This window comes from Salipaludibacillus sp. CF4.18 (assembly GCF_051262595.1).
Taxonomy (GTDB): domain Bacteria; phylum Bacillota; class Bacilli; order Bacillales; family Salisediminibacteriaceae; genus Salipaludibacillus; species Salipaludibacillus neizhouensis.
Genome location: NZ_JBIMEV010000018.1, coordinates 1 through 18,970 on the forward strand (window position 1 = coordinate 1; position 18,970 = coordinate 18,970).

An 18,970-nucleotide genomic window follows, 5' to 3' on the forward strand; every position below is an offset into this window, starting at 1 on the left:
CCCATTATTTGGATAAGAAAAACGGCATAGCTGTCTTCTATCCTTGTTTACTTGATAACAAAAAAACATGCACCCGCTAATGCGAGTGCATGTCAATGAAAAATAAAATTAATTTACTTTTACCCAACCGTTTTTAATGGCATCTACAACCGCTTGTGTACGGTCATTCATACTCATTTTTTGTAAAATGTTACTTACATGGTTTTTAACTGTTTTCTCACTAATATAAAGAGCTTCTCCGATTGACCGGTTACTTTTCCCGTCAGTCATCAGTTGAAGAACTTCACACTCACGTCGCGTTAATAAATGCAGTGGACGACGGTATTCTACTTCTCTAAAGCCAATTTCTGTTTCTGGACCATTATCTGATGCAAGACGACGGTATTCATTGATCAGGTTATGTGTCACTTTAGGATGAATGTACGCTCCACCGTCTCCAACAACCTTGACGGCTTCTATGAGCGCTTCTGTATCCATTTCTTTCAGTAGATAACCAGATGCACCTGTTTTCAGTACAGCAGTTACATACGTTTCATCATCATGAATGGAAAGGATAAGGACCTTAACGTTCGGAAATGTTTCAACAAGACTTTTCGTTGCTTCCATTCCGTTAACATTCGGCATGTTAATATCCATTAGAACGACATCTGGCTGATTTTGGCGCACTAAATCAACAACGTCTGAGCCGTCGCTTCCTTCCGCAACAACCTCAAAGTTCTCTTCCATAGAAAGGATTCGTTTTACTCCCTCCCTGAACAACTGGTGATCGTCAATCAAAACAATTTTTAATTTATGTTCGTTTTCCATGTTAATATCCTCCTAAAATTTATTAGTTATATAATGTCTATGATGTATTGTGTCTGTTGTAAAGTGCATTCTAGAGGTGATAAGGAAATGCTACATTTTCCTTTAGAAAAGTATGTCTAAACTAAGCAATTGCGCAAATCTCTCATGCATTTCTTCCCGACAAAAAACGGAAATACATAGTTCTTTTATACTAAAAAAATCACACTATTGCAAGAGGTATCTGAACAATAATTAACGTACCTACATTAGGTTTAGAGTCAATATTCAACTTTCCTTCTAACATATGAACTCGTTCCTTCATCCCAATAAGGCCAAAACTGCCTTCTTTTTTCGTGATAATATCGAATCCTTTACCATCATCTTTAATAACCATTGTAATTCTCTCAGCCTTCATTTCTAGCTTTACAACAATGTTCGTTGGGTCTGCATGTTTACAGGCATTTTGAACGGCTTCTTGTATAAACCGAAAAATAGCAACTTCCATATGAGTAGGGAATCGTTGTTCTTTTCCCATCGTTTTAAACGTTATTGAAATTCCTGTACGTTGCTCAACATTCCTTAAGTATTTAGCCAGTGTCGGCAGAAGTCCTAAATCATCTAGCGTCATGGGACGTAAATCATAAATGATTCTGCGGACTTCACTTAATGAATCCTTCACCATCACACGCAAATCACGAATTTCTATTCGAGCTTGTTCTATCCCTTCATTGTCTAATACTCGCTCAACAATTTCCGAACGCAGCATAACATTGGCCATTGATTGAGCAGGACCATCATGAATCTCACGGGATAGTTTTTTTCGTTCTTCTTCTTGTGCATGAATAATTTTCAAACCAAATTGCTGCATTTCTTCTGCATCAGCTACCATTTCAGAAACTTGCTGCAAATCACCCGTTAAATAGTTAATAACTACATTAATTTGATTTATTAGGTGATCTGCTCTTTCCATTGTTTCTCCCAATTTCATGAGCCGTCGTTCGATATGATTGCGACGTTCTCTCAGTTGCTTTTCTTCTTGTTGGTGAACAGCTAATTGAACTTGGAAGTCATTAGCTTGTTCGTAAGCTTCTTTTACTTCGACATCGGAATAATTGGAAAAATGTTTGCTCACTTCGGCTAGCCGGTTCCTAGCGAAACGGGAATGGAGCTCTGTTTTTTCCGATTTCTCTATCATGTGAATGACGTTTTTTTGAATATCTACTAGTTCTCTTTTCAAGGACTCATACTCTGTCCTTGAGTCTTCGCCAATTTCAAAAATATCGATTTTGCTTTGACCAACTGTTTCCATCATTTTATCTAGTATTGTTTCAATCGGTTGAACGGAATTCAATCCAAACCCTCGCTTTCTTCAGCTCTGAATCAAAGGAATCATCTATCTATTAAAAGTTTCTTCATTTTAGTAGACGAGCTCATGGCAAGTGAAAAAAGTTGTTTTTGAGCGGTATGCTCTAATGACTAATCGTACGGTTCGTTTGCTTTATGGGGGTAATCCGACAATTGGTTCACTCATTCCCCATAATTTTCTTTTGATGTATTTCCTCATCCTAACAACATGCCCTTTTTCTCACAAGAGTAGCTATTCTGATAAATAAATAATATATAGTTCTCATATACCACTTATTCGGATATGATACGATGATAGAAAGATGTCTACTTCAAGTTTTAGGCTGCGACGCTTGACATCCCCTAGTATTACATCATACCCTAATTTTATTAACTATCATCATATTTTGCCTATTTTTATATAATTTTAAACAATTTGTGAGTCTTACTACACATTTGCTTACCTGGGAGAGATTAAACATGCTACCGTCTTATTATACTGTAAAAGGCTATGGGGAACATGAATTAACCATTCAAAAGTCACGATTTATTGCTTATGTGCAAAGAGTTACCTCTGAGGACGAGGCTCGGAATTTCATAGACTCCATTAAAAAAAAGCATAGGGATGCGAATCATAACTGTTCCTGCTATATGATCGGAGAACAGGATTTAATCCAAAAGGCGAACGATGATGGAGAACCGTCTGGAACAGCAGGAGTACCTATGCTGGAAGTATTAAAACAGCGTAAGTTAAAAGACACAGTCGTTGTCGTTACACGGTACTTCGGAGGCATTAAACTCGGTGCCGGCGGTCTCATTCGCGCTTATGGATCTGCCACGAGTGAAGGCATTAATACAACCGGAGTTGTAGAAAGACAATTAATGAGCATTTACTCAAGTACGTTCGATTACACGTTGCTTGGTAAGGTGGAAAACGAAATCCGCTCCTCCCAATTCAAATTGAAAAAGATCGATTACCTAGAACAAGTCGCGTTAGAAGCCTTTGTAAAAGACGGTGACGAAGAGTCATTTCAAGAGTGGATGCAAAACCTAACAAATGGACAAGCCACCATTCAACAAGTCGGCCAAAGTTATATGGAAAAACAGGTTTGACATTAACAAACAACAAGCATGAAAACAAAGACGCTGACTCCTGCAGGAAGACAACTTCTGGTGGAAAACTTTTTTCTAGCGAAGGCTGAAGTGTTTACCCTGCGGAAAGCGTCCGCCCTAGAGCAAATTCGAGCAACCACTTCTAAGAAAAACACGTGTAGCGTCTTTTATTAAATATAGCGTGCTCTTCCACAGGAGTCTCGCGGATTTTCTCGCCTATGCTCTCGTTTTCGATGTGCTACTTTTGTAGGTGCTACGCCGGTAGCACCTACCTTTTTTTTCGACTTCTAAACTCTCTTATTCTCGCCTATGCTTTCGTTTTCGACGTGCTACTTTTGTAGGTGCTACGCCGGTAGCACCTACCTTTTTTTCGACTTCTAAACTCTTTTATTCTCGCTTATGCTCTCGTTTTTGACGTGCTACTTTTGTAGGTGCTACTCCAGTAGCACCTACCTCTTTTTTCGACTTTCAAACTCTTTTATTCTCGCTTATGCTCTCGTTTTCAACGTGCTACTTTTGTAGGTGCTAATTTTATAAATTCTTATCTATCCAAAAAGACGTCTCATTCCTTCACTAAGGAAAAATGAGACGTCTTTTTATGTACTAATCGAGTCACTATCAAACACTCATTAAATATGAAAAGAATCTTCCATAACCAATAGCTTCTTTTCACCAATCCCAGGGACTGCAAGCAACTCTTTTTTATCTTGAAAGTCTCCGTTGAGATTACGATAGTCAAGTATTTTAGAGCCCAAATCAGCGCCAACGCCAGGAAGTTTTAAAAGTTCCTCAAGGTTTGCGTGATTAATCGAAACACTAGCAACCTCGTCTAGGAAACTTTCTTCAGAAACACGCAAATCAGAGGGAGCTGACTTTTTCAAAAAAACTGCTTCCTCGCCGCTGTTAGGTTCGACTTCATCGTTTATCAACGGTCTTATTTTATCCAGTTCGTCTTGCTCAACAGCTACCTCCAACTGCAGCTGATTCTTTAAAAATGGAATAATCACTTTCCAAACCAAGAAACCTGTAACCAAAATTACAAACATCCTTTTAAACATGCCTTCCCCTCCAATCCATTTCATTTTTGGGGTCAGACCCCCCATTTTTTTACAAATGACTCAAAACCTATCCTAATATTGTTAAGATCAGCGTAATGGTAACGACGCTTAATAAGGTTGTGATCAGGGTGGTACTGGATACTAGTTTTGGTTCTGCATCAAACTCTACTGCAAACATGACGATTGTTGCTGCGGATGGCATCGCAGCAGAGACGATAAGAACGTCTGCCAGCAATGGGTCCATCGGCATCATCAAGGTTATTCCGTAAGCAATGATCGGTGAAATAACTAGTCTTACGATAACCCCGTAGGAAACCTTTCCCCATGCGGAATTTCCCCATTCAATTCTTGCTAACTGCATACCTAAAATCAACATGACAATTGGAATGGCAGCTTGGGAGATTAATTCAACCGGCTGCATGATGGTGCTCGGCATCGGTATATCAAAAACTTTTAGTGGTATCACTAAGAGCATGGAATATGTCACAGGCATTTTCATGAGAACTTTTAAAGCAGTTCTCATCCCAGATACTCCTCTGGCAGCATAGTAAATACCAAAGAAATTCATAATCACCGCTTGTAAAACCATGAACGAAATCGCAAAGGCAAATCCCGCCTCCCCATATGCAAAGAGGATAATTGGTGCCCCATAGTTACCAGAATTCATAAATGCCGTCGAGAGAATAAGACCACTTTCCGTGCTAGATGAATATTTCATTTTCCATGAATATACTTTTGTAATAATAATTAGTGCGAAAAGTAAGATCAACGCAAAAGCAATCATATAAGCATACTGAATATTCATTTCTGCATAATAGAACGTTTCAAATACAAGTGCGGGCGTCAAAATATAGATTGCTACTGTTGAGACTGGTTTAATGTCCACCTTACGCCACTTTTGCACCACAAAACCTGCAACAAACACAAGCAGCACAGGCAGCACAACCGTAATAAAAATTGTCATATCATCGCTTCCTAATTTCTGGGGGGTCAGACCTCCCATTATTTTCCTTTTATTTATTTTCAATAAATAGAAGGATTTTTGAGTTTTGTGTCGAATGCTATCTTTTAGAGCAATGACATTACTCTATTACTCGTTTTTATTTGTTATTTTACGACCGAATAAATGTTTTTCCCCAGTTTGACCTTCGTCTTACCCTTTAATTTGATTAACTTCCAAATGACTTACCATCTTTATCCCATTTCAGCAAGTGAAAGGTGTGAAATATGTATGGGTAGAAAACCGAGAATTTGGTACCCAGGTGCAACATATCATATTACAAGTAGAGGTAATCGTCGAAGTGCGATATTTTATGATGACGCTGATCGCCTTAAGTATCTCGCTCTTCTCTCAGAAGTACATCAGGAATTCCCGTTTAAAATTCATGCATACTGCCTGATGACCAATCACATTCATCTTCTTATGGAAACTACAGATTACCATAGTAAAAAAATTATGAAACGACTGCATTCCCTGTATGCTATCTATTTTAACAAACGTCACGACCTTAGTGGACATGTTTTTAGTGGAAGGTATCATGCGCGCCTTATTCGTAACACCAATTATTTTTTGGAAGTCAGTAAATACATTCATTTAAACCCATATATGGCAAATATCGTTGATTCTCCAGAGAAATATTATTGGAGCAGTTATAAAAATTATCTTGCTAAAACGAATCATTCGTTTTTAACCACCACAAAGGTTCTCCAGTTTTTCTCGGAAGATTCAGTGGTTCTCTATAAAGAATTTGTGGAAAAAGATCTTGATAACCATGTGAATCGAGATTTTTTAACAGAGTTTTATGATGACTATTTAAAGGAAGCCGCGAAAAAAAGTTTAGCGACAATTTCTGAAGAAAATACTAACCTCATCGTTGCTGAAAGTTTTTACACCGAAAATGACAAAAAAGAAACTCCTTTACTAGAATAACATTTCAAGGGGGTATTGCCCACCGAATTCAGGCATCTAGAGCGAATTCGAGCACCTATATTCAAAGAAAAACAACAATTTCTCTAAGACTAAGAGTTTTTCAAAAATAAAAGCGACGGAGGTTATTCCGTCGCTTTTACTCATAGAAAACTATTAATCTATCGGTTACTTAAGAATTACTAGGTGTATCCGTGTTCGTAACTTCCGAATTTGTGGATGCTTCACCACTTTGGTTTTGAGCCGATAGTTACTCTGTTAATTCATCCATGCTTTGTTTTACATTTCCTTTTCCAGAGAAATTCTCTAATAAATCTTGGACGTCAATCCCTGATGCTGCCTTAAGGTTCTCCGGTAGTGTTGCCATCAAATCTGTCACATAACTGGACATTTTTCCGGCTCCACCTCCACCATCTTTACTGCTTCCACCAGTATCAACAACGGTCACACTATCAATCGCACTAAGAGGTGCAGCAATTTCTCGCGCGTAAGCTGGCAGCATTTCAAGAATCATGCTGAGTTTCGCTGCATCGCCGTATTTATCGAATGCCTCTGCAAGCATTTTCTTCGCTTCTGCTTCGGCTTCACCTTTTTTAAGAATAACCGTTGCTTCCGCTTCACCACGGTTACGAATAACACTTGCGTCCGCTTCCCCGCGTAAACGTTCAGAATCCGCTTGAGCTCGTGCTTCTGTTTCAATTTGATATTGGGAAGCTTCAGCCGCACGCATTTGCTGCACTTTATTCGCCTCTGCTTTTTGCTCTTGCTCATAGCGATCGGCATCCGCTTTTTTACGAACTTCTGCATCGTATTGTTTCTCACGACGCTTAATTTCGCGCTCTTCCAGCTCGATCTGCTTATCACGTTCAATGATTTTGATTTGCATTTCTTCGCCTGTTACTTGCTGCTTGGATTTTGCAGTTTGAAGGTCATAAGCTTGATCGGCTTCCGCTTTTGCTTGATCTTGTTCACGAGTATATGTTGCAATCTTTAATTGCTTTTCTTTCTCAGAATTCGCAATTTCTGTATCACGCACTAATTCCTGCGCTTTCGCTTCTTGTTCCGCTCGTGCGTTCTCAATTCGCGCTTCTTTCTTTCGTTCCGCTTCTGCGACTGCGGCATTTCGCTTCACTTCAGCAATTCGCGGTTTACCAAGTGAGTCTAAATAGCCTTCTGTATCTGTTACTTCCTGAAGCGTAAATGACTTGATTTCCAACCCCATTTTATTAAAGTCGCGAGACGCTACCGATTGTACTTCTTGGTTAAAACGCTCCCGGTTATTATTAATATCTTCTACACTCATCGAACCAAGAATAGAACGTAAATGGCCTCGAAGCACATCCTGGACTTCTTCTTCAAATTCTTCCGTTGATTTACCTAAGTATTGTTCAGCCGCTGTTGCAATCTCTTCCATCGTTGACCCGACTTTGATAATCGCCACACCATCAACAGAAACCGGTACCCCTTGCTCTGTATAAGCACCTGTCGTAACAATATTCAAGCTGTAGTTCGCTAAACTGAATTTTGCATATTGCTGGAAGACCGGTACGACAAAGGCCCCGCCCCCACGCAAAATTTTCATCTTTTTACCATCGGAATCATCGGAAATATTTTTTCCTTTTCCTAAATAACTACCAGTAACCAGCAGGGCTTCGTTCGGCCCGGAAGTTTGGTATCGGGTAAAATAAACACCTATTAATACGAGAAATACAAATGCAACAACAATACCAATAATAACTGCAGAACTTAAAAACTCCATACATCCATCCCCTTTTTATCTTATAGTAGTCCACGCTTTCCTCTTTTTAAAAGTGCCCGAGTTTGAACCGAATTTCACTTTTTTTATAAAACTAGATACTTTGTTTCTTCCCTCAATTCCTCTTCATTCATAATGCTTGGAAACGAGAAACACACCTTCGTCATCAATATCAATGACAAGAATTTTTGTTCCTTCAGGCAAATGCTCACCATCGAAGCTTTTTGCCGGCTTACTCATCGTTCCATGCGTTCTCGGAATGACAATTTCTCCAAACCCATCAATCGGAATGGTTGTATATACTTCACCTATAGTTCCTTTCAATTCTTGAACAGAGTATGAAATATTTTTTTCCGACCGCTTCACGGGAATGACAATGAAAAAATTGACGAGTACGATAACAATAAGCGATATGACTGCATTTATCACAATGATCGTACCACTGTTCATGAATGTCACCGTCTCCAACACGTACCCTAGTCCACCAAATAAAGTGATATAACCTATTAACGTAATCGGGTTAATCACCCCATCGCCTGAAAGATTGAACAGCCCTTCGAGTATATCTCCCACGAACAGAAAGAGAACCGTTAGGATCACACCTAAAATAAGTACATACAAATACAGTGTTTCGATCGGGAAACCAAATACCTCCATACTACTCACCTAATTCCTTTTGCTTGAGTGATTTCTTAAGTTCTTCTAACCGTTCTTCCACATTAGTAACACCATGTTTTCCAGAAGTTTCATTAGCTGGTGTCGGACTCTCAGGCAGTTCATCACCTGAGTTTAGTGGCATTTCTTGCTCAGGATTTTCAATGTGTGGATGATCGGATAAAGAAGAAACTCTTTTCTCAGAACGCGTGGGATGTTCTAGAAAGAAATCTCTTTTCTCGTGCACTTTTAGTTCCTCTACTTCATGTACGGTTGGGGGTCGCGGTTGGTTCCGCTTCGTTTGTAAATGAAGCTTTTTTTCCTGTAATCGATGATAATTCGCAGTTTGCACATCCATGTGCTGAAGGAGCTCATTTTTATGTATTTGAGTTTGGGCTAATAACGTCTCCATTTCAGCTGCATGGTGCCGTAGCTCTTCTTTTTTTAACAACGCAAGCTTTGCAGAGTTTTCATCATCCTGTTGTAAAAACTCAAGCGCATCTGCTTCTCTTTGACCAACCTCCAGATGAGCTTCTTCCACTCTTCGTTTCAACCGTTTTTCACTCGCAATCTGTCTATTCAGCGATTCTCGCATGTGAGATAACTCTCGATCCATGTCCTTTAACAATTCATCGGCAATTGATACCGGATCTTGGTCTTCATGCTTTTCTACATCTACACCCTTGGCAAAATAATGTTTCACAGTTCTAAACAACCGAAGCATCCCCTACTCCCCCTTCCTCACACCACCCGACACACCTAATTATACAGAAAAAGTGTCATAAATAACCCTAATATGGAAAATTTTTGCGGGTCTGTCCCCCCATAAATTCCCAACAGGAGGTAATTGGCGACAGTCATGTTACCTAAGTGTTCCGAGCGTCACTATTAGACCCGTACGCCTACACTCACACTATACGCCTCTTCTGAGTGGCACTATCTTATCCTATAGCGACACTCGCACACGGATGCCCTTTTCCGAGAGTCGCCTTTATCATTTAGTATCACAGCCGTCATACGCCCCAAACAATCCTAACTCAAACAAAAAAAACAAGTGAAAGCCGGATAAACGATTCGGCTTTCGCTTGTTTTAAATATGATAAAGACTATTATTTTAAAATGTCGTGATCTACATATCGTTCTCCGTTGATGTCGCTAATCACATTAATTGCGACCGAGGCTCCATGACCAGCCGTGATGATCGTGTGAACACTTTGACCAGCACATGTTCCAGCTGCCCATATGCCGCTCACGTTTGTTTTACCTTGCTCATCAACTTTAACCACTTTCTTCACTCGTGGCTCTGTACCTTCTTTTGTGTCAATGCCAGAAGCTTCTGCTAATTCGACAATCATTCCCGTTGCCAAAATAACATGGCCTGCTTCATAGCTACCATTTTCTGTTTCTATTTTTACGTTGCCTTTCTCACCGGAAAGGTTAGAAACTTTATCCTTGACCACTTCTCCGCCAAAACTTTTCACTTGGTTTAATCCTGTTTCCACAAGATCCGGTCCAGTAATTTCACTTACCCCATAGTGATTTTTAAGCCATGCTTTTTTAGTAATACTTTGATCACTATCAATGACCAACGTTTTCTTCCCAGCCTTAGCAGCAAAAAGTGCGGCACTAGCTCCAGCAGGTCCTGCTCCAATTACCACGATATCATAAGCCATTTTTCATCATCCTTTCGTAATTCTTATCTCATTTTTATACTGCCTTCCGAAAAACGAGAATTCCACTGAAACGCACTGCAAAAATGGAAAATATTTGCGGGTCTGACCCCCCATTATTTGGAAGGCTCCCTCGATTAAAACAACTTCCCGTGTTTGTAAAGAAGGCTGAACAATCTTTTGGCGGCATGAAGATAACATGTTTTCCGAATTCCTTCGAGTTCTCGATAAAAGTACGAGGAGAATACTTTTTCACAACTCGCTGCCATGTGCTGATACATCTCATCTAAAGCTTCTTCTTTTGTATATAATTGGGTAATTCTATCCTGCTTCCACTCGAGGTAAGATACTGTCACACCACCAGCGTTTGCCAAAATATCAGGAATAACTACTTTTCCTTTTTGATGAAGATGAGTATCCGCAGCTACATTGATCGGGGCATTGGCTCCCTCAACCAAAATATCAGCCTTTATTTCTTTCATGTTTCCTTCCATGATTTGATCCTCGATCGCTGCTAAAACCAGCACATCCATTTCCATCGTCAGGATTGCATCTCTTTCTAATATTGCTGCTTTAACACCAACGCTTTCCAATGCTTCTTTTGTCCTTGGAAGGTGACCATTTTCTTCTTGATAGGAAACTAAATTCACGATTTCCAGTCCATCCGCATTAAACAGCGTCACCTGGTGATCACTGACCGAAATGACGTTATGATGTAACTTCTTATCCGTATACGCCTCCAATGCAGCAACCGAACCGACATTACCAAACCCCTGAATCGCAATCGAAATTTTCTCGCCACGGTCACTCTTTGTATACAAGTTTTTCAATTTCTCAAACTGAAGTTTGTGAATGTTTTTTCCATCATGCAAAAAGTCATCCGGTTGTTTTCTCGCCCACTCATTCACGAGCCAAGTGTAACTGTAATAGGTTCCTTTACCCGTCGCTTCTCTCCGACCTTGAGCTCCGCCGTTTTCAATGCTTTTCCCTGTAAAAGCACCCATGTAGTTTTCGCCTGGATGAATCGTTTTGTACTCGCCGACCATCCAATCCATCACTTGTTCGTTCGTCCCCATATCAGGGGCAGGAATGTCATGTGTCGGTCCAATATCCGGAGCAAATCTTTGCACATATTTTTTCGATATCAAATTTAACTCTCTCTCAGAGTAATCACTTGGATTAACGACAACTCCGCCTTTTGCACCTCCGTAAGGAAGATCATGCAGTGCGTTTTTCAACGTCATCAAGACAGCGAGATTTTCAACTTCCTCTTCGTTTACTAGCTCACTGTACCTGATCCCCCCTTTATAAAAACCAGCGATATCATTGTGCTGAATTCGATAGGCGGGAATCCGAACAATTCTTCCATCATCCTTCGAAACCCGTATGTAACTTTTAATCACCTTATCGGTCGTAGTCAAAATCTCTTTACCGGACTCAAAGGCATTTTCCCGAGCTTCCGCCGTCATCTTCGGAAGAAAAGTCGCATCTTCCTTTAACTCATTCATTACCTGTCCAATCGTCCGTTGTGTTTGTACTAAAGACATGCACGCACCACTCCTTATATTTTTTTAAGAAAAACGCAAAGCGTCTTTTGTTAAATACAGCGTTATCTTTCGCCACCATCATTTAAGTGTCAAGGGTGGGTTTCCCTTTACACGCGTGGCGTAAAGATAGCTCCCAACTAATGAAACCCTTTTCAAAATACAGCCTGTTTTTCTATACCCGAACAAAGCTTATGTAAATCAGCCTATATGAAAAGGGTACCGAAGATTTATCAAAATGACAAATAGTCCGATACCCAATTTTATACAATAACCACTATTTTCATTCTAAAAATACAACTCAAAAGAGCAAAGGATGGCGACTTACGCGAAAAAGGAAGCAATTTCTGTTGATTTATTTCCCCATATGTTAGTCACCAGTTCCCTCACCTTCTCCCATTTCCTATTCCTTCCAATCCCATTCCTCTAGAATCGCTTTTTTACGTGGTCCCCATCCATCTCCAGCTTCATCAATAAACTCTTCATGGATATAAAAGAACTCATTATCAAAACTTCCTAACGTTAACATTCCAGATTTCCCCTCTGAGTAATGGTAGTAAGCAATCGCCCACTCGGCGATATCCACCTCAATCTCATCGCTTGGAAATTCCTCAACTCCACCAAGTGGTTCCAGTTTGGCCTTCACCAGCTCTAGAGCCTCTTCCTCTGAAATCCCATCATCGAAAAACACGATTTCCATCATCATGACATCAGAATTCTCAGGCGAAAATTTGACTCCCGAACCATAGGCAACATCCATCCTTTCAGAGATAAAATTATCCGGAATATACGTCGTAAAAGGAAAATCCTCTTCATTAACTAATTGATACGTATTCGTTTCTTCCATCCCTTCAGGGTATGTCACAATCTCTATCGTTTTAGGGCGTTCCTCTTCATCTGGTGTCACTGGTTGCTCTTCTAGAGGTGAAGGTACGTTAGCTCCAGAAGTGAAAGTATCCTGAAAAATCTCAGTATTCACGATTAGCAGCATCATTATAGCAGCTGCTAATCCCGTGACGCCCATTCCTTTTACCCAGTTTTTCCTCTGAGCTTTTTGATGTCTATTGGAAGCTTTATTCCTGGCAAACTCGATTCCTTCCATAGCTTTAGAAAGACTATCTCGTTTCACACGTTCACTAGGATTTACCTTCGTTTTAGTCATCGCTTTTTTGATCTCATCGTCACTTAGGCTCTCTTTCCTATTATTGTTCTCATCGCCGTTAAATTTTCGCTTCACTATCCATCCACCTCATTTCTAACACGCTCTGCAATTTTTTCCTCGCTCTTTTTTGCAGTGACTTTACTGCAAACGTCGTTTTACCCATGATATTTGCTGTTTCCTTTGTCGTAAATCCTTCCATTAACCTTAAATGGAGCACCGTCCGGTAATCAGGTGATAACCGATTTAATTCTTGTGCAATCTGATCCATCATGCCGTTTTGTATGACTTGCTCCTCTGAAGATTTCACTCTGTCTGTAAAACTCTCTAGTTCCCGCTGCTCCATTGCCATCGTTTTTCTATGTTTGTCCCGCTTCCTGTAATAGTCAATCACAGTATTCCGACTTATCGAAAAAAGCCACGTTTTAAAACTCGACTTGCCTTCGAATTCCCCTAGATTTCTAGCCATTTTAAAGAAAACGTCCTGAATAATCTCTTCTGAATCATGATAATCACTAGTTTGCATATAAATATATTGAAATAATTGCTGAAAATATCTTGCATGTAATGTTTCCAAGGCACCGTCATCGCCATCTAACACCAACTCCACTAAATTTTCATCTTCCACACTAATCACCTCTCATTCGTTCTTATTTTAGACGCAAAAAACGAAAAAAGGTGTCACCTCATTTCACTTTTTATTTTCTTTTAGGGGTCAGACCCCCCATAATTTGGAAGATACAATACTATACAACACGATCAATGACGGGTTGTTCGGTTGGAGACAGTACTTTCTGCCCTTCCTGCAATGGAGCCTGTGGTTGACCTTCCTCCAAGTAATGAATATGCCATTTCGCCAACACATACAAAGCCCAGATTTTCCGGGCATGATCTTTTTTACCAGTTTGGTGCTCACGAACTAGCCTTTCTACATAATCTGCATGAATATATTTACTTATCCCACTCGATTGAATAAGAGACAAACACATATCTCCACGAGGCCCTTGTAACCACTTCCTTAAAGGAACCGGAAAGCCTAGTTTTGCTCGGTTCAGAACATGGTCAGGTACAACACCGTCCATCGCCTCTCTGAAAATTCGCTTCGTCGTCTTATTATCAACCCTGCTACTAGCAGGGATTTTCCGAGCTACATCAAACAACTCCCGATCAAGGAACGGCACCCTTAACTCCAATGAATGAGCCATGGACATTTTATCTCCTTTAGCAAGAATGTTCCCAGGCAGCCAAAGATTCATATCTATGAATTGCATACGAGTGACATCATCTAGCCCTTCTACTTCCGCGTAATATTGCTTTGTCCACTCGAATGCGTTATGGAAGGAATCATTTCTCTCTCGTAAAACATCGTATATATCCTCAGTAAAAAGTTTCGCATTGCCGATGAATCGATCCTCTAATGACGTTAGACCCCGGAGGAGAAAGTTTTTCCCGTAAAAAGATGGTGCATGCTGGACCACAGATCGTACCCTGGTTTTTAAAGCTGAAGGCATCCACTGAAAATGACGCAGCGCTTCTGGCTATTGATAGATTCTATAGCCACCAAATAGTTCGTCCGCACCTTCGCCGGATAAGACAACTTTTACATGTTTAGACGCCATTTTCGATAGTAAAAATAATGGAACCGCTGCCGGATCTGCCACTGGGTCATCCTGATACCAGACAACTTCTGATACCGCACCAAAAAACTCCGATTCACTCACAATCGATTCATGATGATCTGTTCCAAGTATCTCCGCCGTCCGCCTCGCAACGTCACACTCATTTTGTTTCCCTTCAAATCCAATCGAAAAGGTTTTAAGCGGTCCATGCTTTCGCATGAGAGATGCGAATGGCTGTTGAATCAATTCCACTGGACAGAAAACACCCAGTCGGGACGTCGCTTTGCATATGTAGCTGTACCGATTCTTCCATGGTCTCGAGAATGTTTTTGCGCATTTCTTTCTCTGATTGTTCCTCTTCTTCAAATGTTGGTTGCCAATACCGTTCTACTTTAACCTCGTTTCCTTGCACAATAAGACGGTGAGCCGGCAGAAGTTTGGAAACTCCTTTTATCATCGTCCTTGGATCAGGCACATACTGAAACGTTAGATAGTGCAACATACTTTGTGGATCCAACTCTTTTAAACTTCCCATTTCCTGGGCAATACTTTTTAGTTCCGAGGAGCATACAATCTTCTCGTCATTATAAAAATAGTAAAATGGCTTTATACCAAAATGATCCCGGGCCGCAAACAAGGTCTCTGTTTTCATATCCCAAATCATAAATGCAAACATTCCCCTTAAATGATCCACGCAATCCACGCCATATTCCTCAAATAGATGCAGGATCGTTTCCGCGTCCCCATTTGTTTTAAATTGATGTCCTCGAGTCTGTAATTCTTCTCTTAACTCTTTGTAATTATAAATCTCTCCATTACATATTAAAACTAATGTTTCATCTTCGTTTGTTATTGGTTGCTTCGCATGTTCCACGTCAATAATTGATAACCTACGAAAGCCCAATCCGACATTTCCCCCACCCAAATATCTTCCTCACCCGGACCCCGGTGAACCATTTGATTTCCCATGTTATGAAGCGAAGCCCGACAAACTTCCTGTTCATTAAAAAACATCATTCCATTAATTCCACACATGCTGTGAAGCCCCCTCAATTGTTTTATCTGCCTATCTACGCAATTCTCATTCGTCATGATCGTAGACGTAAACAAAAACAAAAGGAGTCACATAAGAAAAACGGCACAGCCGTCTTTTATTTAAATACAGCGTATTTTATGGGGTCAGCCCCCCCATTATTTGGAAAATACTCAACATAAGAAAACGCAAAAAACCGATGACCAAGGTTTAGTCATCAGTTTTATTGATAGAGTATTAAGTTTGTCTAAGCTTTAATTTATTAGCAATATAAACCTTTTTAGATATTTTGCGATTCTCATCTATTTTTTCCAAAAGAAGATCAACAGCTGTTTCACCCATTAACTCCGTATAAATCTTCACAGAAGTCAAAGACGGATACACATACTTGGACACAGTAATATCGTTGATTCCAATTAAACTTACTCTGTCGGGAACAGCAATCCCTGCTTCAAGAAGCGCCCTCAAGCATCCAATCGCAATCGGGTCGTTCGCCGCATAAAAAGCCTTGGGCAAATCATCTCCTAATTCTTCAATCGCCTTTTTCATTAAGCGATACCCTTCTTCGACTGAAAAATTACCGACATAAATAAATCGTTCATCCAGCAGGTCCTTTTCCATCATATAAAAACGATAGTATTTTTCTCTTGGATCCTGGATAGGTGAGATCGTGTCTTTGAACGTCTCATAGCCACCTATAAAACCAATTTCCGTGTGTCCTTTATTAATATAATAGTCAACAATTAACCTGGTGATCCGTTCGAAATCTACAACCACTGAATCGGAGGATCCCTCATCAGGATTCGAGTCAACAAAGACAATTTTTTTGGTAATTGCCTTCAGCTGCTTCACTTGTTGATCATTAAATCTTCCTACAGCAATGATGCCATCAATATCCGAATCTATGTTTGCGTAGTCATCTTCGACATATTTTAGTAGCTTGACATTCATAGCCTCTGCTCGTTTCTCAATCCCAAACCTGATGGCCATGTAGTAAATATCATCTAACTCTTCTTTTTCAGTGACCCAATGAAGGAAAGCAATTTTTCTTACTTGCGTTTTTCTCCCTCTGCCTTTTTGATAAGAGAGTTCCTCGGCTACTTCGAAAATTTTCTTTTTCGTTGCTACGGTTACCGATAGAGACTGGTCATAATTTAGTACACGGGATACGGTCGAAGCAGAAACGCCTACTTTTAGTGCAATATCTTTAATAGTAGCCATTTCTTCAAGAGTCTCCTTTCTCACATCTTAACTTTCTCTCACTAAATTTTATGGTACTTATTCCCTAAAAGCAAGTTACAGCTTCGAATCACCTTGAATAATTTTGCATTCAAAGGGTGCCAGTGGAGTATTCCTGAAAGTCGCATCTTCTCCAGAATGGTTCATCACCATAAAATAATATTGACCGTCTTCTGTCACACGCGGCATAACTTCTACCTGTTTTTCACTCGCTATTTTACTTATCTTTTGGGAGTCAGCTATTTCTTCCGCTATTTCATTTAATAACGTTGCCTCTATTCCTCCACCCACATAGTAGGCTTTCCCGTCGCCAAACTTATTCACCGTTACAGCAGAGTAGTTACTGTAGAACGTATCCGTGTATTTGTATAAAGACGTTGCCTGCACAGGACGGATCATCTCTCTCCATACCTTGCCAGTTCCTGTATTATTATCGTTTGAAACGACAGAGAACGTTTGACCCTCATGCAAGGATTCCACTTCCTCAATTTCAATCCCGAGAAGTTCAGCTAATGGTCCAGGCAGTTTTTCACCAAAACGAACATTATTTTCTCGATCCTTAAAGCCAGCCCGATAAGAGAAAACAACTGTTCCACCTTGTTTGACAAACGTTTCAATACGTTGCGTCAACTCATCATCCATCACTTTCATTACTGGAAGGAGTAAAACCTTGTAGCTTGAAAAATCGACATCGGCTCTAATCACATCAATTGGCGTGTTCAGCTTATAAAACGGTTCATACAAACGAACAACTTCTTCCGTGAAATTAAACTGTGAGCTTTCACGCTGGATTCTCCAAGACCAAACGCTGTCAAAATCATATAAAACCGCAATATCCGCTTTAATCGGCGAGTCCACCATCGTTTCATAGGCTGAAATATCCTTGAAAAATGCTTGAACCTCGTTGAATTTTCTAGTTTCCTGATTATTCGCATCAATGATCCCTAAACAATTTTGCTCTGCACCATGAGTCATACCTCTCCATCTGAAGTAAAGCATATTATTCGTTCCGTGAGCGAATGCATGATAAGACCATAGTTTTGCTTGATTAGGACGTGGTAGATAGCCTATGACGTCGTGTCCCTGTGCCCCCATTAATTGCTCTACAATCCAAAAGTTTTCCCCTTTTAATCCTCGAACAAAATCTAATGTCATAGAAAGCATCGCTGGTGAGACCGGTTCTTTTAACCCTCCCCAAACAGGATAGTTGTCATAAGAAACAAAATCTAAATCCCGGGAAAATTCATTATGATCAAACCACTTATCAAAGAATCCACCCGGAAGATTGGTTGTCACTGTTTGGTGACTTCCTTTCTGTTTCCTAACCATCTCGATATGTTTTTGCGCAAACTGATTCAATGAATGTGAGCGAAATCGCGCCCAGTCCAAACGCATGGAAGGGTTATGTTCTGTGATTGTCTGCGTTGGAAGAGGAATTTCAGCAAATTCACTATAGGTTTGCCCCCAAAATATCGTCCCCCATTGCTGATTCAACTCGTCAATAGATGCATATTTCGCTGCCAAATATTGTTGGAACGCATGTAAACAGTTTTCACAATAGCAATCGTCACTTCCTTCATGTCCAAGCTCATTATCAATTTGCCATGAAAAAATTTGATCCTCTTTTTGATAATGTTGCACGAGCTTTTCAACGATTCGTAACGAATAATTCATATATACGTCGGAGTTATAGCAGTATTGTCTGCGACCACCGAAAGCCAAACGGTTTCCCTCTTTTGTTCTATTAAAAATACTTGGTTCCCTTTTAGCTAACCATGCAGGAAAAGTTGCTGTCGGCGTTCCAAACATCACCTGTAATCCGTACTCTTTACATTTCTTAATCACATGATCAAAAAATGAAAAATCAAACGTTCCCGGTGATTTTTCCATCATAGCCCAGGCAAACTCACCAATTCGAACAGTATTCACGCCCATTTTCAACATTCTCGTTAAATCCTCATCTATCATCTCGATATCCCAATGCTCCGGGTAATAATCTACTCCTAAATGCATCCTTATAACCTCCATCACTTTCAGATCAACAACCAATTGGTCCATTACAAATGGA

Annotated in this window: 17 protein-coding genes and 1 pseudogene; 2 read left to right on the forward strand and 16 right to left on the reverse strand. The window is 40.1% G+C overall.

The genetic code is table 11. The annotated features are described in order from the left end of the window. Nucleotides 1-108: 108 nt before the first annotated feature. Together ACHABW_RS12560 and ACHABW_RS12565 are read right to left on the reverse strand one after the other, a co-directional pair. On the reverse strand, nucleotides 109-807 hold the full coding sequence (locus ACHABW_RS12560) for a response regulator (protein WP_435755629.1): 699 nt from the start codon (nucleotides 805-807) through the stop codon (nucleotides 109-111). A gap of 199 nt (nucleotides 808-1,006) precedes the next feature. Beyond that, on the reverse strand, nucleotides 1,007-2,137 hold the full coding sequence (locus ACHABW_RS12565) for a sensor histidine kinase (protein WP_435755630.1): 1,131 nt from the start codon (nucleotides 2,135-2,137) through the stop codon (nucleotides 1,007-1,009). A gap of 473 nt (nucleotides 2,138-2,610) precedes the next feature. On the opposite strand from ACHABW_RS12565, the gene ACHABW_RS12570 reads away from it, so the two are divergent. Then, on the forward strand, nucleotides 2,611-3,243 hold the full coding sequence (locus ACHABW_RS12570; RefSeq protein ID WP_435755631.1) for a YigZ family protein: 633 nt from the start codon (nucleotides 2,611-2,613) through the stop codon (nucleotides 3,241-3,243). A gap of 629 nt (nucleotides 3,244-3,872) precedes the next feature. Here ACHABW_RS12570 and ACHABW_RS12575 read toward each other — a convergent pair. Continuing rightward, nucleotides 3,873-4,325: a ComEA family DNA-binding protein gene (locus ACHABW_RS12575; RefSeq protein WP_435755632.1), complete on the reverse strand. Its 453-nt coding sequence runs from the start codon at nucleotides 4,323-4,325 to the stop codon at nucleotides 3,873-3,875. Between the two features lie 43 nt (nucleotides 4,326-4,368). Continuing rightward, nucleotides 4,369-5,265, reverse strand: coding sequence for an AEC family transporter (locus ACHABW_RS12580; RefSeq protein WP_435755633.1), 897 nt, complete (start codon nucleotides 5,263-5,265; stop codon nucleotides 4,369-4,371). A 267-nt stretch (nucleotides 5,266-5,532) separates the two neighbouring features. On the opposite strand from ACHABW_RS12580, the gene ACHABW_RS12585 reads away from it, so the two are divergent. Next, a complete protein-coding gene (locus tag ACHABW_RS12585) occupies nucleotides 5,533-6,231 on the forward strand; it encodes an REP-associated tyrosine transposase (protein ID WP_435755634.1) in 699 nt (232 codons plus the stop codon). Between the two features lie 247 nt (nucleotides 6,232-6,478). Here ACHABW_RS12585 and ACHABW_RS12590 read toward each other — a convergent pair whose 3' ends face one another. From ACHABW_RS12590 to ACHABW_RS12645, 12 genes and pseudogenes are all read right to left on the reverse strand, one after another. Next, complete coding sequence (locus ACHABW_RS12590; RefSeq protein ID WP_435755635.1) at nucleotides 6,479-7,987, reverse strand: SPFH domain-containing protein; 1,509 nt, start codon at nucleotides 7,985-7,987, stop codon at nucleotides 6,479-6,481. Nucleotides 7,988-8,110: 123 nt separating this feature from the next. Beyond that, on the reverse strand, nucleotides 8,111-8,641 hold the full coding sequence (locus tag ACHABW_RS12595) for a hypothetical protein (protein ID WP_435755636.1): 531 nt from the start codon (nucleotides 8,639-8,641) through the stop codon (nucleotides 8,111-8,113). Between the two features lies 1 nt (nucleotide 8,642). Then, nucleotides 8,643-9,362: a PspA/IM30 family protein gene (locus tag ACHABW_RS12600; RefSeq protein WP_435755637.1), complete on the reverse strand. Its 720-nt coding sequence runs from the start codon at nucleotides 9,360-9,362 to the stop codon at nucleotides 8,643-8,645. 385 nt (nucleotides 9,363-9,747) lie between these two features. Further along, nucleotides 9,748-10,311 carry an FAD-dependent oxidoreductase gene (locus ACHABW_RS12605; RefSeq protein WP_435755638.1) on the reverse strand — a complete coding sequence of 188 codons (564 nt, stop codon included), beginning with the start codon at nucleotides 10,309-10,311 and terminating at the stop codon, nucleotides 9,748-9,750. Between the two features lie 134 nt (nucleotides 10,312-10,445). Beyond that, entirely contained in the window at nucleotides 10,446-11,855 is a 1,410-nt protein-coding gene (locus tag ACHABW_RS12610) for a Glu/Leu/Phe/Val family dehydrogenase (RefSeq protein WP_435755639.1), read from the reverse strand. A gap of 400 nt (nucleotides 11,856-12,255) precedes the next feature. Further along, a complete protein-coding gene (locus tag ACHABW_RS12615; protein WP_435755640.1) occupies nucleotides 12,256-13,089 on the reverse strand; it encodes a hypothetical protein in 834 nt (277 codons plus the stop codon). Beyond that, a complete protein-coding gene (locus ACHABW_RS12620) occupies nucleotides 13,073-13,639 on the reverse strand; it encodes an RNA polymerase sigma factor (RefSeq protein ID WP_435755641.1) in 567 nt (188 codons plus the stop codon). The genes ACHABW_RS12615 and ACHABW_RS12620 overlap by 17 nt, the downstream gene beginning before the upstream one ends. Nucleotides 13,640-13,757: 118 nt before the next feature. Continuing rightward, nucleotides 13,758-14,849, reverse strand: a pseudogene (locus tag ACHABW_RS12625) (asparagine synthetase B family protein). Beyond that, on the reverse strand, nucleotides 14,827-15,534 hold the full coding sequence (locus ACHABW_RS12630; RefSeq protein WP_435755642.1) for an asparagine synthetase B family protein: 708 nt from the start codon (nucleotides 15,532-15,534) through the stop codon (nucleotides 14,827-14,829). The pseudogene ACHABW_RS12625 and the gene ACHABW_RS12630 overlap by 23 nt, the downstream one beginning before the upstream one ends. Further along, a complete protein-coding gene (locus ACHABW_RS12635; RefSeq protein WP_435755643.1) occupies nucleotides 15,480-15,665 on the reverse strand; it encodes a hypothetical protein in 186 nt (61 codons plus the stop codon). Before ACHABW_RS12635 ends, ACHABW_RS12630 begins: the two co-directional genes overlap by 55 nt. A gap of 235 nt (nucleotides 15,666-15,900) precedes the next feature. Further along, nucleotides 15,901-16,884 (reverse strand): LacI family DNA-binding transcriptional regulator, encoded by a 984-nt coding sequence (locus tag ACHABW_RS12640; RefSeq protein WP_435755644.1) that lies wholly within the window; start codon nucleotides 16,882-16,884, stop codon nucleotides 15,901-15,903. Between the two features lie 75 nt (nucleotides 16,885-16,959). Further along, on the reverse strand, nucleotides 16,960-18,915 hold the full coding sequence (locus ACHABW_RS12645) for a beta-galactosidase (RefSeq protein WP_435755645.1): 1,956 nt from the start codon (nucleotides 18,913-18,915) through the stop codon (nucleotides 16,960-16,962). Nucleotides 18,916-18,970: the final 55 nt, after the last annotated feature.

Coding starts and splice junctions, on each gene's coding strand:
- ACHABW_RS12610 (WP_435755639.1), bottom strand. CDS start 11,855: ATGTCTTTAGTACAAACACAACGGACGATTGGACAGGTAATGAATGAG.
- ACHABW_RS12635 (WP_435755643.1), bottom strand. CDS start 15,665: ATGTGTGGAATTAATGGAATGATGTTTTTTAATGAACAGGAAGTTTGT.
- ACHABW_RS12570 (WP_435755631.1), top strand. CDS start 2,611: ATGCTACCGTCTTATTATACTGTAAAAGGCTATGGGGAACATGAATTA.
- ACHABW_RS12645 (WP_435755645.1), bottom strand. CDS start 18,915: ATGCATTTAGGAGTAGATTATTACCCGGAGCATTGGGATATCGAGATG.
- ACHABW_RS12560 (WP_435755629.1), bottom strand. CDS start 807: ATGGAAAACGAACATAAATTAAAAATTGTTTTGATTGACGATCACCAG.
- ACHABW_RS12605 (WP_435755638.1), bottom strand. CDS start 10,311: ATGGCTTATGATATCGTGGTAATTGGAGCAGGACCTGCTGGAGCTAGT.
- ACHABW_RS12575 (WP_435755632.1), bottom strand. CDS start 4,325: ATGAAATGGATTGGAGGGGAAGGCATGTTTAAAAGGATGTTTGTAATT.
- ACHABW_RS12590 (WP_435755635.1), bottom strand. CDS start 7,987: ATGGAGTTTTTAAGTTCTGCAGTTATTATTGGTATTGTTGTTGCATTT.
- ACHABW_RS12595 (WP_435755636.1), bottom strand. CDS start 8,641: ATGGAGGTATTTGGTTTCCCGATCGAAACACTGTATTTGTATGTACTT.
- ACHABW_RS12585 (WP_435755634.1), top strand. CDS start 5,533: ATGGGTAGAAAACCGAGAATTTGGTACCCAGGTGCAACATATCATATT.
- ACHABW_RS12580 (WP_435755633.1), bottom strand. CDS start 5,265: ATGACAATTTTTATTACGGTTGTGCTGCCTGTGCTGCTTGTGTTTGTT.
- ACHABW_RS12640 (WP_435755644.1), bottom strand. CDS start 16,884: ATGGCTACTATTAAAGATATTGCACTAAAAGTAGGCGTTTCTGCTTCG.
- ACHABW_RS12600 (WP_435755637.1), bottom strand. CDS start 9,362: ATGCTTCGGTTGTTTAGAACTGTGAAACATTATTTTGCCAAGGGTGTA.